Genomic DNA, 16,609 nt, shown 5'->3' on the forward strand with positions numbered 1-16,609 from the left:
GCCTGACTCAGCCGGCTGGAGGATTGTCCTACTGCGGCATGGTGCTGGCGGAGTTCTTGCCGCGGCGACCAAATAGCCTGATAACGACGACGTAGAAGACCGGGACGAAAAACACCGCTAATACGGTCGCGGAAACCATGCCGCCGAACACACCGGTGCCGATCGCATGTTGGGTTTCGGCACTCGCGCCATGCGCAATCATCAGCGGTACGGCGCCCAGTGTGAAGGCAAGCGATGTCATCAGGATCGGCCGCAGCCGCAGGCGCGCTGCTTCAATGACGGCATCCCGGATGTCATGCCCCTCGTTGCGCAGGTTCTTCGCAAACTCCACGATCAGGATCGCGTTCTTCGCCGAAAGGCCGATGATGGTGATCAGGCCGACCTTGAAGAAGACGTCGTTTTCCAGCCCGCGCAACAGGACAGCCATGATCGCACCCAAGATACCGAGCGGTACGACCAGTATTACGGAGAAGGGAATTGACCAGCTCTCGTAGAGCGCAGCCAGTACCAGGAAGACGACCAGCATCGAGAGCGTGAGAAGCATCGGAGCCTGCGAGGCCGATTGTTTTTCCTGGAGCGATTGTCCCGTCCACTCGATCATGAAGCCGGAAGGCAGACGCGACGCGAGTCGTTCCATCTCTGTTATGGCGGCACCGCTGGAAACACCAGAGGCCGCGTTCCCGGCGATACGCGCCGCCGGATAGCCGTTGTAGCGCTCGAGCTGCAGCGGGCTAGTTTGCCATACCGGCCTGACGACCTCCGACAACGACACCATGCCGCCGGCGTTGTTGCGGACATAGAGCTTTAAAACGTCTTCAGTCCGCATGCGGTTCGGCGCATCCGCCTGCACGATGACCTGCTGCAGCCGCCCTGCATTGGGAAAGTCGTTGACGTAAGTTGATCCGATGGCCGCCGTCAGCGTGTCGCTGATCATCGAGAAGGTTACGCCCAGGGCCTCCGCCTTCTGCCGATCGATCTCCAGCGTGACGTTGGCACCATCCGGCAGGCCTTCAGGATATACGCCGGTGACGAGCTTGCTTTGCGCGGCAAGCTGCAGGAGTTGATCCTGCGCTGCCTTCAGGGCGGCGCTACCGCGATTGGCGCGATCTTCGAGACGCAGCGAGAAGCCTGATGTGGTGCCAAGAGAATCGATTGCAGGTGGTTTGAGGCTCATGACCGTGCCTTCCGGTGCAGTCGCCATTGCCGCTGTCACGGCACCGATCTCCTCGTCAATCGTCGTGGTGCGCTCGGCCCAGTCCTTCAGGCTAGTGAAGGCAAACGCAGCGTTCGGACCCGAACCGGAGAAACCGAAGCCCATGATCGAGATGTTGTTTTCAACGTCCGGCCTCGACATTACGAGGCTGTCGAACATCGAAACGATGCTGCGCGTACGCTCAGCCGTCGCGTCTGCCGGCAGTGAGAAGGATGTCATGAAACTGCCCTGATCCTCTTCGGGGACGAAGGCGGAAGGCAGTTGCAGGTAACTATAGGCGAGAGCCGCGACGAGAACGAGATAGAACACCATCATCCGCCCACCGCGGCGCACCAGCAATCCGACCCAGCCGGCGTAGCCGCTGGTTATCCTGTCGAGGTTGCGGTTGAACCAGCCGAAGAAGCCTTTCTTCTCACTGTGGCGCGGATCAACCGGCTTCAGCACCGTCGCGCAAAGCGCCGGTGTGAGCGTCAGCGCGAGAAAGGCCGAGAACAGGATGGATACGGCCATGGACAGCGTAAACTGCCGGTAGATCGCGCCGACCGAACCGCTTGCGAGCCCCATGGGAATAAAAACCGCCACCAGCACCAGCGTGATGCCGATGACGGCGCCGGTGATCTCCTTCATCGCCTTCTGCGTGGCTTCCTTGGGCGGTAGGCCCTCTGTTGCCATGATACGCTCAACATTCTCCACCACGACGATGGCGTCATCGACGATGATACCGATGGCCAGCACCATGCCGAACATGGTCAGCACGTTGATGGAGAAGCCGGCAGCCAACATCACCGCGAAGGTGCCGAGCAAGGCGATCGGTGCGACGATCGCCGGAATCAACGTGTAACGGATCTTCTGCAGGAAGAGCAGCATCACGAAGAAGACCAGCATCATCGCTTCAACAAGGGTCTGGACCACTTTCTGGATCGAAGTCTTTACAAATGGCGAGGTGTCGTAGGGTATCGTATATTCCATCCCCGCCGGCATCGCTTGTGCGAGCTCGGCGAGGCGCATGCGAACACCTTCGGCGGTGCGCACCGCATTTGCTCCCGGCGCCAGCTGGATAGCTGCAGCGGCGGCGGGCTTGCCATTGTTGCGGATCGAGAAGGCGAGGCTTTGCGCCCCGAGTTCGATACGGGCGACTTCCCCGAGAAGCAGCTTGGAGCCATCGGGTTCGGAGCGAAGCACGATCGCTGCGAATTGCTCCGGTGTCGCCAACTGGCCGTGGACCGTGAGCGGAATACTGATCTTCTGCCCCAGCATCGTCGGTTCGTCGCCGACACGTCCCGGCGCGATCTGCGCATTCTGGTTCTGGATCGCCTGGGTGATGTCGGACAGCGAAAGGGAATAAGAGACGAGCTTGGCAGGATCGACCCAGATGCGCATCGCCCTTTCCGAACCGAAGGACTGCACACGGCCGACCCCTTCGACGCGCTTCAACTCTTCGATGATGTTGCCGACCATATAGTCGCCGAGGGCGAGCGCATCGTACCGGCCGTCTTTTGAATTGAGTGCGACCATCATCGCAAACTCGGAGGATGCGGATTCGACATTCACGCCGGCGCGTCGGACTGTTTCAGGCAGGCGCGCTTCCGCGGCCTTGAGGCGATTCTGCACATCTACCTGCGCTATATCCGGATCCGTTCCCGGCTTGAATGTCGCTGTAATGCTGGCGCTTCCCGACGTGTCGGCGGTCGATTCGAAGTAAAGAAGGTTCCTGACGCTCGACAATTCACGCTCGATCAGACTGACAATGCTGTCATTGATCGTTTGCGGAGTGGCGCCCGTGTAGGTTGCGCTGATGCTGACGCTCGGTGGTGCGATGGTTGGATAGCGCGAGACCGGAAGCTGCGGGATAGCGATGACGCCCGCAAGCGCGATGAAGATGGCGATAACCCAGGCGAAAACCGGGCGGTTGATGAAGAACTGAGGCATCGATGCTTTCCCTCACTGCCGCGTGGTGGCGTTGGAGTTGCCTCCAGCAGTGAACGGTACGGTTTCCAGCAGAGCGCCGTCGCGAACGCGGTCCTGACCCTGCACAACGACCGTTTCACCGGCTTTTATGCCGGACGTGGCGATGATGCGGCCGTCAACGGTCTCTCCAAGCTCGACGTCGCGCCGCTCCCCATGCCTATCGCCGCCGGCTACGACCAGTTGAGGTCGACCGGCCGGATCGCGAACGACAGCTTCCTGCGGCACGAGAAGTGCGTCGCGGCGAACGGCGCGCGGAAGCCGGGCCCGGACATACATGCCCGGGAGGAGAAGCTGAGCCGGATTGTCGACCTCGACACGTACGGTTACGTTGCCGGTGCCCGGATCGACGCTGATTTCGGAAAACAGTGTCCGTCCCCATACCGGATATGGCTTTCCGCCGACCGAGAAGATAGCGACGGGAATCTTCCATCTATCGTCGAGCTCGCTCGATTTGGCAGCGTCGCGAATAACGTCGATCTGCGAGGCGGGCTGCCGAACATCCACGTAGACCTTGTCGATCTGCTGTACGATCGCCAGCGCGTTCGTACCGGAGGCAGAAACCAGCGCCCCCTCACTGACCAGTGCCTGACCGATGTGGCCCGAAATCGGCGCCTTGACGGTGGCGAACGCCAGATCGAGCTGGCGACGCTGCAAGGTTGCCTTGGCTTCAGCGACTCCCGCCTTGGCCTGGGCGAGATCCGCGACGGCTTCGTCATAGGCTTCCACGCTGATCGCCTTGGCGCCGACCATCGCCTTCGAACGCTCGAATTTGGCCTGTGCGCGGACAACCACAGCCTCCGCCCGTTGAAGCGCCGCAGCAGCACTGTCGACCTCCGCCTTGAAGGGCTCCGGATTGATCTGAAACAGCGGCTGACCCGCCTCGACTTTGGAGCCTTGCTCGAACAATCGCTTCTCGATAATGCCACCCACCTGGGGGCGGATCTCGGCCGTCCGGAAAGCTGCGACGCGCCCTGGCAACTCGTCGATGATTGTCACCGTTTCCGGCGTGGCGGATGTCACCGTTACCCGCGCGGGCGGCAGCGCGCCTTGTTCGCCAGTTGCTCCGCCGGAATTTTCGTTGCTGCATCCGGACAGAACGCCGGCTGTCAACGCACCGAGAACAACGAGCGAAACTCGCAACCCATAAACCATATGTCATATCCAATCCGCATGCGCGCTGGCGGCGCTTCTTCATCAGCGCTATTGCCTGTGGACGCTGGCAAATCGTGGAGATCATGTGGAGGTATGGCGCAGATGGCAGTTGATAGCTCGACGGGGCGCTGCGACATCGAATATTATCAAGCCTTCAAACAACGGTGCCTAGCTAGATGAACGCTCTCGCCATTATAGCCGAAGACGATTCGGAGATCGTCGATATCCTCGACGCCTACATGACGCGTGAAGGGTTTCGCACGGTGCGTGCCGCCGACGGGAAAACGGCGATTGACCTGCACCTCGCCTTAAAGCCGGATCTGATGCTCGTCGACGTGACCATGCCACGCCTTGACGGCTGGGAAGTGCTGGCCGAGATCAGGCGCAGGGGCGATACTCCGGTCATCATGATCACGGCCCTTGATAAGGATATCGACCGCCTCCAGGGCCTTCGCATCGGCGCCGACGACTACATCGTAAAGCCCTTTAATCCTATCGAGGTGGTTGCTCGCGCCAAGGCGGTCCTTCGCCGTGCCGGGCTGGGCAACGCGGCGGGCGTGCTGCGGGTAAGCCGGCTGACGATCGATCTGGATAGTTATCAGGCAAGGGTCGAAGCCAACGGAGAGAACAAAGCCGTGCCGTTGACACTCACGGAATTCCGGCTTCTCGCGCATATGGCGAGAGCACCGATGAAGGTCTTTGCGCGCGGAGAGCTTGTCGACGCCTGCCTCCCCGGAGGCGATGCGCTCGACCGGACGGTAGACAGCCACGTCAGCAATCTGCGCAGGAAACTCGAATTGGCTGGCGCTCCCGGAATGTTGTCCGGTGTTCGTGGCGTCGGCTACAGACTGGCCGCCGAGCAATGATCCGACGCTCCGCTCTCAGCCGTCAGATCCTGCTGTCGATGGCGGTTGTCACGATGATTGCCGTCTTGGTCGTGTTCTTCGGCGTCTACGTTATCTATGCCATTCTCATTTCGCTCTTTCCGTATCTGCTGGACGAGGATAGCTGGCTACCATCCGGGACCGATCTTCTGATTCTCACCGGCCTTGCCTTCCCGGCCTTGCTCGTTGCAGGATTTGTCTCCCTCAAACTCGCTGCGCGCATCCTCGTGCCGATCAACTCGCTTGCCGAGAGCGCTCGCCGCATCGCAGATGGAGACCTCACCGCTCGCGCGACCCCAGGCGACCACTCGCTCGGCGAGACCGCCCATCTGGTCGCGGACTTCAACATCATGGCGCAAAAGCTTCAGGACATGGCCGACAACGTCGCCTTCTGGAATGCCGCGATTGCCCACGAGCTCAGGACCCCGCTTACAATACTCAAGGGCAGGCTGCAGGGCGTTGCCGATGGTTTGTTCCCCGTCGACGAGAAATTGATCGACGGACTCATCGTTCAGACCGAAGGGCTTACAAGGCTGGTCAACGACCTGCGCGTCGTCACCCTTGCTGATGCGGGCCGTCTGGACTTACAGATTGAGCCAATCGATCTCGCCGCAGAAATAAGGAAGGTCGCGGATGTCGTCGCGCCATCGCTTCAGCAAGCAGGTTTTTCGCTGGAGCTTGCTCTTGTGGATATGACCGTTCCGGCGGATGCGGTCCGGCTCCGGCAGGTGCTTCTGGCGCTCCTGAACAACGCCCAACGCTATGCCAGACCTGGTCGTATTGAAGTTTTTACACTGGCCTCAGGAAACGAGGCCGTCATCCGGGTTGAAGATTCTGGCCCAGGGCTGCCGCCCAATTTCGACAAGCGCGCATTTGAACCTTTCACCCGCGCCGACGATTCCCGCTCCCGCCTTTACGGTGGTTCCGGTCTCGGCCTGTCCATAGTTCGCGCCATTGCGGAAGCACATGGTGGTCAGGCTTCATGCCGCAATTCCTCACGCGGAGGTGCGGTGTTCGAAATCTCTCTGCCACGGGCTACTTGACGCCCAGCGAACGCTCTTCGCTGATGCTCGACACCACGTCCGCGCAAACTCCGCCCGCCTAATCGCGAGGTTCTCGACAACACGACCTGCGCGGGAAACCTGCAGATATCCGGCCGAGTAAGAATGACGGGATCGAAATATGATCGCGGCCGAATGAAGGTTGGGTGGAGGGATCGTAAATTGTCAGGGATGGCCGGAGGTATCTGAGAAGATTTGGGCCGCATTCCCTCTGGCGACCTGGGAATAGAAATCGAGAACATTGGCAATGCCGTCTGTTCGAGAAAACGAGCTCAATTCGTAAACCACACGGGACAGTCCGACGGCGGCTTTTGCATAGAATGCATCGCCTAGAGCCACAGCAAGGCGGTCGATAGAGCCAGGCTCCACAAGGGTCACCGGATGGTCACGCAGATACTCCGATGGACCTTCTGCCGCTGTCGCGATTATGGGAAGCCCCTCGCGCATGGCTTCAAGTATGGCGAGGCCAAACGATTCCTCGCGGGACGGAGAAACGAACAGATCCAGATTGCGTAAAAATCCGGAGACGTTATCGCTATGCCCCAGCAGATGAATTCTGCTGTCGCCTCTGGAAAGGCTCTTCAACGCTGCATGCTGTGGTCCCCCGCCGACAATGACCAACGCCGCGTCATCAGGAGCAGCCCGTTGAAAGGCCGACACCAGGACATCGTAACCCTTGCTCGGATGCAATCGCCCTACGGCACCGACGAGTGTCGTTTCGCGCGGCAACTTCAGTTTCGAACGCAGGTCGAAATTCTCGCCCTCTTCCGCAGCCGGCAGCCAGTTCGAAATGAGGCGCGCTTGGCCGGTATAGTTGCCAAGACGCGACAACTGGGCACGGTTCACGCAGATCACGCCGTCGAGGCTGGCATGTTGCTTTGCCTTGAAGCCGACATGCAGCGTTGCAATCTTTGATACGCTGGTGGGAGCAGTGGCAAGCGCCTTGCAGGCAGGGCTGAGATGTGCGTGAGCAATCTCAATCGCCGCGCTTGTCATCAACCGCCGCAATCTCATGCCGCGCAAGAAAGGCATCGCGAAGCCGTGAAAGACGACATCCTTGGACAGGAGGGCGGCCATCGGGGAGGCAGATCTTCCCGCAACATGCACCTCGTGGCCAAGGGCCGCCTGTCCGTTGGCAAGGTCGATACAATACCTTTCCGATCCCGCTATTCGAGAAGAAAAAAGCAGATGCAGGATTCGCTGCTTGCTTGTTGCTTTCCGGTTGCCGGAGGATGACGCTCCTTGATCCATAGAAGGATGGGGAGAGCTTTCAAATGTTGCAACGCGACTTGCGTCGCCATTTCTTGAATTAACGGACATCGAGTTTCCAACCGCTGGATGGAAGCCTCCATAACGTCACGACGTTGGCGATACGTGGAAGTTGTGTGGATGTTCGAAGGAGGAATGAATTCGACTTCGGACCTTTGGATAGGCGGGCCGGCCTCGTGAACTCTTTCCTTCACATTGGGCTGCGTCGATAGCCAGCAACGGCCTCCATCTAAACTCCACAGGGCCTGCGAACAAACTGAACGCGGGCCCCCGATAGTGGAGCGAAAGAAAGGGCCGGAAACCTTATTCCCCCTCCACTGGAGAAGAGTTCACAGTGAAAATATCATCGATTTTCCGTCTGTCGATTCGATGGACGGCAGATAGAAGGGCGACCTTTTGATGCAGGCTGGACGGGGGCGAAACGACGGTGTTGACGATTGCGACCACGGGCAATATCCACGCGACCACGGGGCTGTGCTTTCTCGAAACGATCCTTGCGTTATCAGCGAAGCTGCCGAGGAGCAGCGTCGCACTGCAGATGATCGTCCTCGGAGGGGAGCAGACATCATCCTCATCTGCATCCTGACCGGGCTGTCCGGCGCTATCACAGGCTTTGTATTTGCCGGCCAATTCGCGGTCGCTGGCGTCGCCTATGCTGCGCTGATCCTCGGCGGAGTTCTCGGTTGGCTGGCGCGGGGAGCAGTGGCATGAGAGCTCCTTACGCACTCTTGATCGCCATCGACAATCTCGGCGACATCTCGGATTCGATCGCCGCATAACCTTGATTGTCCGGCGCCCGATTGGACGCTTGCTGCCAAAGCGCATTCAGTTCGTTAATGAGCAGAGCTACTGAGGCGTCTTTCAGACTCCCAGCAAAAATATCGAGACCTGTCATCGGATGGCAGGTTGACCTTTCGCATCACGGTGCGTTTGCGGAGTTTGCGAGCGTTGATTGGTGAAAGCCTGCGTAAATCACTCTTAGGTCTGGCCAACATACAGCAACGGCGCCTTGGCAGAGTTCGTGTCGACACGCTGTTTTCTGTCAGCGACTTCGCGATAGAAATCAAGGACATTGTCGATACCCGTCGAGCGAGAAAAAGCAGTCAAATCGTACCCAACGCGCGCGTGGCTCACAACGCCCTGAGGCTTGAGGGCGTCAATCAGCGCCGCTGACAGGTGGTCGATGGAACCAGGTTGCACCAGATTGACTGGATGGCCATGCAGATATTCCGAGGGTCCCTTCGTCGCTGTTGCGATGATAGGGAGGCCTTCACGCATGGCCTCAAGTATGGCCAGGCCGAACGTTTCCTCGCGAGACGGAGAAACGAACAGGTCCAGATTGCGCAGAAATCCAGGCACGTTGTCCGTATAGCCCGGCAAGTGGATTCGACGGTCGCCTCCCGCAATCTTTTTCAACTCGCTGCGCTGCGGCCCTTCGCCGACTATAATCAGCGCCGCATTTTCTGGCGCAGATCGTCTGAAGGCTGCGATGAGGACGTCGTTTCCCTTGCTGGAATGCAGTCGACCTACGGCGCCCACCAACCGCGTTTCACGAGGCAGATTCAATTTGGAACGCAGGTCTACGGCCTCCCCACTCACCGCATCTGGAAGCCAGTTCGAAATCAAACCTGCTTGACCGGCGTAACCGTCCAGGCGGGACAACTGATCGCGGTTCACGCAGATGACGCCGTCCATCCGTGCATGTCGCTTCGGCTTGAACCCGACATGCAGGGTCGCAATCGTCGTCACGCTATCGGGAACGCTGGCAAGGGTCCTGCTTCCTGGGCTGTGATGTGCATGCGCGACCTCGATTCGGGCCTTCGCAATCAACTGTCGCAGTCTCATCCCACGCAGTAGCGCAGTCGAGAGCCCGTGAAAATTGACCTTGTCGGAGAGCAGCGGGACGATCGGCGAGCCGCGAAATCCGACGACGTGAATCTCATGCCCAAGAGCTGCCTGTCCATTGGCGAGGTCGATGCAGTGCCTCTCTGACCCTGCAATTTCATCTGCGAAAAGTAGATGCAGGATGCGCAGCTTGCGCATCGCCGAAGATGAGACCTTCCCGTCGATGGAAGGTGACAACAAGTTCCTGCTTCTCGCACCGATGCTTTGCAAATTAACAGGCATCAGCCCCCCAGCCGCTATTTGATCTCCATTCATATCGCCGGCATGTTGCAGTTTAGTGGACGACATATGAATGTTTGGCGGATTTAATCTCGGAGAGATCGACGGGCCCCACCTCATGTTGCATTACCTATTCGTCGAGTTCGGAGAAAATTGCGCCAGTCCATCCATCTCATTCCATATACAGCGCGCGCGGTATGAACTCCTCTCGATGCGCGTCTATGACCGCAGTCGAGAACATTATGGCGAAGACTGCCATGATGACGCAGAAGATGATCAAGCGGCAGACGAGCATCATCGCTCCTTTCTATCGACTTGATATTGCTGACTTATATTTGGCGTGTGCACAGATAGCGTGGAGCTTCGGCGAAGATCGCCGCTATGGATGATTTCCAGGCCGTTGATGCCTGTACACGTCGGCAACGCCCTGCAATATGCCAGGCAGTTTTCCAACCACGGGCAGCGGATAGGTCCAACGCTGGCAGGTGACGTGGTCGGCCATCCACGGAGTGATTACGTATGAGCAGAGCTCGATACCCGCTGGCAATTCGCGTTTTACACTGGATTATGGCGGCGATCGTGTTGGCGATGATCGCACTCGGTTGGGTAATGACCACGGCAGGCGAGTCCGGGCCGGAGGCCTTGTATCCGCTCCACAAGTCGTTCGGACTGCTGATATTCCTTCTCGTATCTCTGAGACTCGTATTTCGCATATGGGCGGGAGTACCGGAATTGCCAACCGGCCTCGGCAAATGGGAGGTCGCTGCCGCCAAGGCAGCCCATATTGCTCTCTATGTGTTAATGATTGTCGTCCCACTCATGGGGTATGCGATGTCGAGTTCGTTTACGCAGAGTGACGGGGTCGTTTTCTTTGGAATTACGGTGCCGGAGCTGTTGCCTAAGGACGATACAGAGTTCAGGCTGTTCCAGCTGCTGCATAGGCTTTTGGCGTACACATTGCTCTTCGTGGTCGCGCTACATGTTCTCGCAGTCCTGAAACATCGCTTCCTCGATCGGAGCAAGGAGAATGATGTCCTCTCGCGCATGCTGTGATGCGTAGCCGAAACGGAGACCGTGCCGGCGCTCGTTGAGCGCTGGCCTGTCTGCCTGATCCCGCGGCCTCTAAACATTGCAATCGCCTCTCCAAACGGCAACGCCCAAAGCAAGCTCGGTCTGAGATCCCGTCCAGAAGCCGCTCGCGGTGTTAAAGATAAGCGCGTTGGGTCGGTCTACCCGGCAACGATATCTTCCAAGGCCATTGCGGTGGCCAATAGGTCGTCGTCCCGGCCGCGCGGAGCCGATAGCAGCAGTCCCACCGGCATGCCGGCCTCTCCAGTACCGCAAGGTAGCGACACCCCGCACCAATCGAGAAAATTGCCGATCAAGGTATTGCGCAGCGTTTTGGAGTTGACGCGGACGAACAGCTCGGACCCGGCAGGTCTTCGGCAGCGGTAGCGCCCTTGTACCAGTAGTCCCATTCGGCCGGCGTCATGGACTGGCGCGAGCGCTGCGGCGTGGAAATACAGTATCCCTGTCGCGCGACAACGGCGCCTGGCCATCCCGATATCCACCAATTCAGATAGTCGTAGGCGACATCGAGGAGGCGACCGTGCAAATGTTTCGAAAGGCACAGGCCGAAATGCCAGGCGCGATAGCCTTCGGCGGGCACGGCCTGCTCGACCGGCACACCCTTCGAATTCAGAATGCCGATGCCGGGCGACCACATGCTCTGGACGCCGGTCTCGCCGGCGATCATCAGCCGCGCCGCATCCTCGGCGGCTTTCCAGAAATGTCCGAAGAAGCCGGCCGTCCCGCGCTCCTCCAAGAGATCGATCAGCTGATCGAGCTCCTGAACGGAAGGATCACCTTCCCCGACACGCGATGCCCGCAAAAGATGGGGTGTGTTCCGGATATCGGCAGTGTTGCGCACTAAGCGTCAGGTAGATTTCATGCTAAATTAGCTTGCGGAAATCCAGCACGTCGAGCGAAACAGCCATGGCAGCAGGAAACAAATCGCCCCAGGCAGCGGGACCACAGAAACGTCGCCCCAAATTCAATCCTAAGCGAGACCCGAAGCCACAGGTACTCGCCCAGGCCAACCGTACTGTTTTACGAATGGCGTCCGCGGTGGTGGTTGCTTTTATCGTCGTCGTCGCTGTTCAGGCACTATGGTAGGCGCTCACGGGCCATAACCTCGAATGGTTGCAGGCGGGTGATCGCTTGAACGCATCAATATAACGAGACGATATATTAAATTTAAAAAAAATCATCAAATCGGGTGTCCGCCGCTGCTAGCCTCTCTGTAATCGGGAGGAGAAGAATGGCGACATTGCAAGAGATGTTCGACGTTCGTGACAAGTCAGTCATCGTCACTGGCGGCGCCAGCGGTATCGGTCGCGCTTATGCCGAGGTCATGGCCGACAACGGCGCGCGGGTCTGTATTTTCGATCTCAATCCAACGCTGCTCGACAGCGTCGTGGCAGAGCTTAAGGCCAACGGCGGCGATGTGTGGGGACAGATGGTCGACGTGACCGACCGTCCGCGCATGGAGGAGGCATTCGATGCCGTGGCTGAGCGGCATGGCCGGATCGACGTGGTCTTCGCCAATGCCGGTATCGACGCCGGGCCGGGTTTCCTGTCGACGACCGGCGGGCGCATCCCGGAGGGAGCGATCGACGTGCTCGACGACCACCACTGGGACCGGGTCATCGAGGTCAACCTCTCATCGGTCTACACGACCGTGAAGCATTCCGCGCGTCACATGAAGAAGACCGGCGGCGGCAGGATCATCGTCACGTCGTCCATCGCCGCCCAGATCAACGAGGCGATTGTCGGCACGCCCTATATGCCGGCCAAGGCGGGCGTGGATCATTTCGTCCGGCAGATGGCGATGGAACTGGGGATGTTCGGCATCCTCGTCAACTGCATCTCGCCCGGTCCGTTCATGACCAATATTGCCGGCGGCCGGCTGAAGATCCCCGCCGACCGGAGGGCCTTCGAGGAGCAGTCGCTGATCGGTAGGATCGGCGACACGGAGGATATCAAGGGCCTGGCGCTTTATCTGGCCTCACCCTGCTCGTCCTACGTCACCGGCAGCCAGATCGTGATCGATGGAGGTTCGATGAACCGCATTAAGTGAGGCGATCGCCGGGTCTGGGAGGGCCGGCCGTCGACGAATATGCGTGCAGACGACAAGAACACCAGAGGGAGGAGACCAAGGTGGACCTGAAGACGAAATTTGCGCAGCCATCCCGCCGGACCGTGCTCAAGGGCATGGGTGCCGGCCTTGCCACCGCGGCGCTCGGCGCGCCGATGATCGCCAGGGCGCAATCGGCCGGCACGATCAAGCTCGGCTTCGTGACGCCGACGACCGGCCCGCTCGCGCTGTTCGGCGAGACGGATGGCTGGGCGGCCGAAAAGGTCAAGGCCACGCTGAAGGACGGTCTTCAGACCGCGGCCGGCAAGTTCGATGTCGAGATTTTGATCCGCGACAGCCAGTCCGACCCGAACCGCGCCGCTGAGGTCGCCGGTGACCTGATACTGAACGATGGCGTGCATCTGCTGCTGCCGGCCTCTACGACCGATACCGTCAGTCCTTCGGCCGACCAGGCGGAGCTCAACGAATGCCCGTGCCTGTCGACCGGAGCGCCCTGGCAGGCGGTGATCTTTCCGCGCGGCGGCCAGAACAAGCCGTTCGACTGGACGTACCATTTCTTCTGGGGTCTCGACGAGGCCCTCAACACCTTTGTCGGCCTGTGGAACACGCTCGACACAAATCGCAAGGTGGGCATGCTGTTCCCGCAGAACGCCGATGGCGAGACCTGGGGCAACAACGACTACGGCCTGCCCGCGCCGACACAGAAGGCCGGCTTTGAAATCACTGTCCCCGGCTTCTTCCAGCCGCGCACCAATGATTATTCGGCGCAGATCGCCGCTTTCAAGAATGCCGGCTGCGAAATTATCGGCGGCATCACCTATCCCGACGATCTCAAGACCTTCATCAACCAGTGCGCTCAGCAGGGCTATAGGCCGAAGGCCGTCACCGTCGCCGCAGCGCTGCTCTTCCCCGGTGGCGTGCAGGCGCTCGGACCGCTCGGCGACGGCATGTCGTCCGAGGTCTGGTGGACGCCCGCCTTCCCGTTCAAGTCGGCGCTGACGGGCCAGGTGAGCCGGGAGATCGCGGATCAGTGGGAGAACGAGACCAAGAAGCAGTGGACGCAGCCGCTCGGCTATAGTCACGCGATCTGGGAAGTGGCCCTCGACATCCTCAAGCGCGCCTCCAATCCGCTCGACCGCACCTCGATCCGCGACGCCATGGTCAAGACCAAGATCGAGACCCTGATCGGCAAGGTCGATTTCTCCAGTGGTCCGCACAAGAATGTCTCGACGACGCCGATTTTCGGCGGCCAATGGGTCAAGGGCGGGACGTGGCCCTACGACCTGAAGATCGTCGACAATACCGTCAACAAGCTGTTCGAACCCGAGCAGAAGATGAAGGTAATCCCCTGGGCCGCTTGAACCCGGGCGCCTTGGGCGTTGCGGCCGGGCGGCGAGCCCGCCCGCAACCCGCAGACCTATCCCGAATGCTTAAAGACCAGGCGGGCGGCGTGAACGCGCCGCTGCCCGGAGCGGAGGATCGATTGGACGGCGTATTGCTAAAAGCGAGGGGATTGAGCAAATCCTTTGGCGCGCTCCGCGTCCTGCATGACATCAGCTTCGATGTCCGGCGCGGCGAGGTGCTGGGAATCCTCGGTCCGAACGGGGCGGGCAAGACCACGCTGTTCAACCTGATCAGCGGCGACTTGCGAAACGATGCCGGCGAACTCGACTTTGCCGGCGAGCGACTTGTCGGCCAACCGCCCTATTCGCGCTGCAAGATCGGTATCGGCCGCACCTACCAGATCCCCCGGCCGTATGTCGGCATGTCGACTTTCGAAAACCTGCTCGTGGCCGCCACCTTCGGCGGCGGGCGCACCGAAGCCCAGAGCTATGCACTCTGCGCGCAGATTCTGCGCGATTGCGAACTGGCCGACAAGGCCAACCGCTCAGCCGGGTCGCTGACGCTGCTCGACCGCAAGCGGCTGGAACTGGCCCGCGCGATGGCCTCGAGCCCGAGCCTGCTGCTGCTCGACGAAATTGCCGGCGGACTGACCGACGAAGAAGGCAAGGCGCTCGTGCAACTGATCCACCGCATCCGCGACCGCGGCGTCACCATCGTCTGGATCGAGCATGTCCTGCATGCCCTGCTGGCCGTGGCCGACCGGATCATGGTGCTGAACTTCGGCAAAAAGATCGCGGAGGGCTTGCCGAACGATGTCATCAAGAACCCGGAAGTCCGGCGCGTCTATATGGGGGTCGAGGCATGACGGGAAAGACGCTTCTTTCCACCCACGATCTCAAGGCCCGCTACGGCGACTTTCAGGCGCTTTACGGCATTGATCTCGAAATCGCAGAGGGCGAGGTCGTCGCCCTGATCGGCGCCAACGGTGCCGGCAAATCGACGCTGTTGAAGTCGATCATGGGCCTGATCAAGGTCGCGCCTGACATGGTGCGCCTTGACGGCCGGGCGGTCGGCGGCAGCCGGCCGCACCACATGGTGGCCGACGGTGTGGCGATCGTACCCGAAGGCCGCCGCCTGTTTGCCGGCATGTCCGTGCTCGACAACCTGCGCGTGGCCGTCGATCATGCCGCGCCAGGCCGCGGCGATGCCTGGACGATCGAGCGCATCTATGCGCTGTTTCCGATCCTTAAGGAAAAGCAGGCGGCACCGGTCCAGTCGCTTTCCGGCGGCCAGCAGCAGATGGTGGCAATCGGCCGGGCGCTGCTCAACCAGCCGCGGCTGCTGCTCTGCGACGAGATCAGCCTCGGCCTGGCACCGAAGGTGATCAAGGAAATCTACCAATCCATCCCGTCGATTTCAGGAAACGGCACGGCCATCGTGCTGGTCGAACAGGATGTCGGCCTCGCCAAGTCCGCCTCCGATCGGCTCTATTGCATGCTGGAGGGCCGCGTCACGCTGACCGGCCGCTCGGCGGACATGTCCCGCGAGGCGATCGGCGAAGCCTACTTCGGAGCATCCCATGCAGTGGCTTGACGGACTGGTCCAGGGCATTCTTCTCGGCGGCCTCTATGCACAATATGCACTCGGCATGGCGCTGATGTTCGGGGTCATGCGTGTCGTCAACATCACTCACGGCGATCTGATGATCCTGCTGGCGCTGGTCGGCATCAGCCTCGCCTCGACCTTCGGCCTCGGCCCTTGGTCGGTGCTGGTAGTCCTCGTCGCGCTCGGCGGCATCATCGGTGTCATCCTCCAGCGACTGATCCTCAACCACGTCGTCGGCGCCGACCCGTTGCCGTCTCTGATCGCCACCTTCGGCCTGTCGATCGCGCTGCAGAACGCAATGCTGCAGGTCTGGTCGGCGGATACGCGCTCGCTGCAGAGCGGCGGCCTTGCCCAGGCCTCCTTCCAGCTCGGACCGCTCTTCGTCGGGGTGCTGCCCGTGATCGTGCTCGCTACGGCCACTGCGCTGACGGCGGCTCTTGCAACCACGATGCAATATACGCGTTTCGGGCGTTCGCTGCGCGCGGCCTCCGCCGATGTCGAGGCCGCAGCGATGACCGGTATCGATCCGAAAGCCGTCTATGCCGGCGCGACGGCACTTGCCGTCGGCATCCTGGGCTTCGCCGCCGTCTTTCAGTCGATGCGTTCGACGGTGTCGCCGACCGATGGTGCCTTTCAGCTGATCTATGCCTTCGAGGCCGTCATCATCGGCGGCATGGGCTCGATCTGGGGCGCCTTCATCGGCGCCATGGTGCTCGGCATCAGCCAGTCGATCGGGTTCCGTATCGATCCCGGCTTCGGCATTCTCGCCGGCCACCTCGTCTTCCTGCTCATTCTCGCACTGCGGCCGCAGGGCATTCTCGGAAAGGACTGA

Annotated in this window: 14 protein-coding genes and 2 pseudogenes; 10 read left to right on the plus strand and 6 right to left on the minus strand. The window is 60.3% G+C overall.

Annotation, left to right across the window (positions count from 1 at the left end):
• Positions 1-28: 28 nt before the first annotated feature.
• Both ACK9YZ_RS29975 and ACK9YZ_RS29980 read right to left on the minus strand, forming a co-directional pair.
• Positions 29-3,142 carry a multidrug efflux RND transporter permease subunit gene (locus tag ACK9YZ_RS29975; protein WP_416067167.1) on the minus strand — a complete coding sequence of 1,038 codons (3,114 nt, stop codon included), beginning with the start codon at positions 3,140-3,142 and terminating at the stop codon, positions 29-31.
• A gap of 12 nt (positions 3,143-3,154) precedes the next feature.
• Entirely contained in the window at positions 3,155-4,333 is a 1,179-nt protein-coding gene (locus ACK9YZ_RS29980) for an efflux RND transporter periplasmic adaptor subunit (RefSeq protein WP_416067168.1), read from the minus strand.
• Between the two features lie 176 nt (positions 4,334-4,509).
• On the opposite strand from ACK9YZ_RS29980, the gene ACK9YZ_RS29985 reads away from it, so the two are divergent.
• Both ACK9YZ_RS29985 and ACK9YZ_RS29990 read left to right on the plus strand, forming a co-directional pair.
• Complete coding sequence (locus ACK9YZ_RS29985; protein ID WP_416067169.1) at positions 4,510-5,199, plus strand: response regulator; 690 nt, start codon at positions 4,510-4,512, stop codon at positions 5,197-5,199.
• Between the two features lie 71 nt (positions 5,200-5,270).
• Positions 5,271-6,260 (plus strand): ATP-binding protein, encoded by a 990-nt coding sequence (locus ACK9YZ_RS29990; protein WP_416068460.1) that lies wholly within the window; start codon positions 5,271-5,273, stop codon positions 6,258-6,260.
• A 183-nt stretch (positions 6,261-6,443) separates the two neighbouring features.
• Here ACK9YZ_RS29990 and ACK9YZ_RS29995 read toward each other — a convergent pair whose 3' ends face one another.
• On the minus strand, positions 6,444-7,598 hold the full coding sequence (locus ACK9YZ_RS29995; RefSeq protein ID WP_416067170.1) for a glycosyltransferase: 1,155 nt from the start codon (positions 7,596-7,598) through the stop codon (positions 6,444-6,446).
• Between the two features lie 348 nt (positions 7,599-7,946).
• On the opposite strand from ACK9YZ_RS29995, the gene ACK9YZ_RS30000 reads away from it, so the two are divergent.
• Positions 7,947-8,258 (plus strand): hypothetical protein, encoded by a 312-nt coding sequence (locus ACK9YZ_RS30000; RefSeq protein ID WP_416067171.1) that lies wholly within the window; start codon positions 7,947-7,949, stop codon positions 8,256-8,258.
• Between the two features lie 267 nt (positions 8,259-8,525).
• Here the strand turns inward: ACK9YZ_RS30000 and ACK9YZ_RS30005 are convergent, their stop codons facing one another.
• A complete protein-coding gene (locus ACK9YZ_RS30005) occupies positions 8,526-9,674 on the minus strand; it encodes a glycosyltransferase (protein ID WP_416067172.1) in 1,149 nt (382 codons plus the stop codon).
• Between the two features lie 254 nt (positions 9,675-9,928).
• Here ACK9YZ_RS30005 and ACK9YZ_RS30010 point away from each other — a divergent pair, with 254 nt between their 5' ends.
• Complete coding sequence (locus tag ACK9YZ_RS30010) at positions 9,929-10,060, plus strand: hypothetical protein (protein ID WP_416067173.1); 132 nt, start codon at positions 9,929-9,931, stop codon at positions 10,058-10,060.
• 130 nt (positions 10,061-10,190) lie between these two features.
• Positions 10,191-10,724 (plus strand): cytochrome b, encoded by a 534-nt coding sequence (locus tag ACK9YZ_RS30015; RefSeq protein ID WP_416067174.1) that lies wholly within the window; start codon positions 10,191-10,193, stop codon positions 10,722-10,724.
• Positions 10,725-10,900: 176 nt separating this feature from the next.
• Here the strand turns inward: ACK9YZ_RS30015 and ACK9YZ_RS30020 are convergent.
• Together ACK9YZ_RS30020 and ACK9YZ_RS30025 are read right to left on the minus strand one after the other, a co-directional pair.
• Positions 10,901-11,098: pseudogene (locus tag ACK9YZ_RS30020) on the minus strand (hypothetical protein); the annotation flags it as partial.
• Positions 11,098-11,538 (minus strand): annotated as a pseudogene (locus ACK9YZ_RS30025) (signal peptide prediction); the annotation flags it as partial. The pseudogenes ACK9YZ_RS30020 and ACK9YZ_RS30025, both read right to left, overlap by 1 nt.
• A gap of 453 nt (positions 11,539-11,991) precedes the next feature.
• Here ACK9YZ_RS30025 and ACK9YZ_RS30030 point away from each other — a divergent pair.
• From ACK9YZ_RS30030 to ACK9YZ_RS30050, 5 genes are all read left to right on the plus strand, one after another.
• Entirely contained in the window at positions 11,992-12,810 is an 819-nt protein-coding gene (locus ACK9YZ_RS30030) for an SDR family NAD(P)-dependent oxidoreductase (protein WP_416067175.1), read from the plus strand.
• 80 nt (positions 12,811-12,890) lie between these two features.
• Entirely contained in the window at positions 12,891-14,189 is a 1,299-nt protein-coding gene (locus tag ACK9YZ_RS30035) for an ABC transporter substrate-binding protein (RefSeq protein ID WP_416067176.1), read from the plus strand.
• A gap of 152 nt (positions 14,190-14,341) precedes the next feature.
• The gene (locus ACK9YZ_RS30040) at positions 14,342-15,037 is read left to right on the plus strand and encodes an ABC transporter ATP-binding protein (RefSeq protein ID WP_416068461.1); all 696 of its coding nucleotides are present in this window, start codon (positions 14,342-14,344) and stop codon (positions 15,035-15,037) included.
• Positions 15,034-15,765: an ABC transporter ATP-binding protein gene (locus ACK9YZ_RS30045; protein ID WP_416067177.1), complete on the plus strand. Its 732-nt coding sequence runs from the start codon at positions 15,034-15,036 to the stop codon at positions 15,763-15,765. The genes ACK9YZ_RS30040 and ACK9YZ_RS30045 overlap by 4 nt, the downstream gene beginning before the upstream one ends.
• Positions 15,752-16,609: a branched-chain amino acid ABC transporter permease gene (locus tag ACK9YZ_RS30050; RefSeq protein ID WP_416067178.1), complete on the plus strand. Its 858-nt coding sequence runs from the start codon at positions 15,752-15,754 to the stop codon at positions 16,607-16,609. The genes ACK9YZ_RS30045 and ACK9YZ_RS30050 overlap by 14 nt, the downstream gene beginning before the upstream one ends.

This window comes from Rhizobium sp. ZK1 (assembly GCF_047782645.1).
Lineage (GTDB): Bacteria > Pseudomonadota > Alphaproteobacteria > Rhizobiales > Rhizobiaceae > Rhizobium.

What these genes read in the sequence shown, in the direction of transcription:
- ACK9YZ_RS29975 (WP_416067167.1), bottom strand. Translation starts at nt 3,142, where the DNA reads ATGCCTCAGTTCTTCATCAACCGCCCGGTTTTCGCCTGGGTTATCGCC.
- ACK9YZ_RS29980 (WP_416067168.1), bottom strand. Translation starts at nt 4,333, where the DNA reads ATGGTTTATGGGTTGCGAGTTTCGCTCGTTGTTCTCGGTGCGTTGACA.
- ACK9YZ_RS29985 (WP_416067169.1), top strand. Translation starts at nt 4,510, where the DNA reads ATGAACGCTCTCGCCATTATAGCCGAAGACGATTCGGAGATCGTCGAT.
- ACK9YZ_RS29995 (WP_416067170.1), bottom strand. Translation starts at nt 7,598, where the DNA reads ATGTCCGTTAATTCAAGAAATGGCGACGCAAGTCGCGTTGCAACATTT.
- ACK9YZ_RS30000 (WP_416067171.1), top strand. Translation starts at nt 7,947, where the DNA reads ATGCAGGCTGGACGGGGGCGAAACGACGGTGTTGACGATTGCGACCAC.
- ACK9YZ_RS30005 (WP_416067172.1), bottom strand. Translation starts at nt 9,674, where the DNA reads ATGCCTGTTAATTTGCAAAGCATCGGTGCGAGAAGCAGGAACTTGTTG.
- ACK9YZ_RS30010 (WP_416067173.1), top strand. Translation starts at nt 9,929, where the DNA reads ATGATGACGCAGAAGATGATCAAGCGGCAGACGAGCATCATCGCTCCT.
- ACK9YZ_RS30015 (WP_416067174.1), top strand. Translation starts at nt 10,191, where the DNA reads ATGAGCAGAGCTCGATACCCGCTGGCAATTCGCGTTTTACACTGGATT.
- ACK9YZ_RS30030 (WP_416067175.1), top strand. Translation starts at nt 11,992, where the DNA reads ATGGCGACATTGCAAGAGATGTTCGACGTTCGTGACAAGTCAGTCATC.
- ACK9YZ_RS30045 (WP_416067177.1), top strand. Translation starts at nt 15,034, where the DNA reads ATGACGGGAAAGACGCTTCTTTCCACCCACGATCTCAAGGCCCGCTAC.
- ACK9YZ_RS30050 (WP_416067178.1), top strand. Translation starts at nt 15,752, where the DNA reads ATGCAGTGGCTTGACGGACTGGTCCAGGGCATTCTTCTCGGCGGCCTC.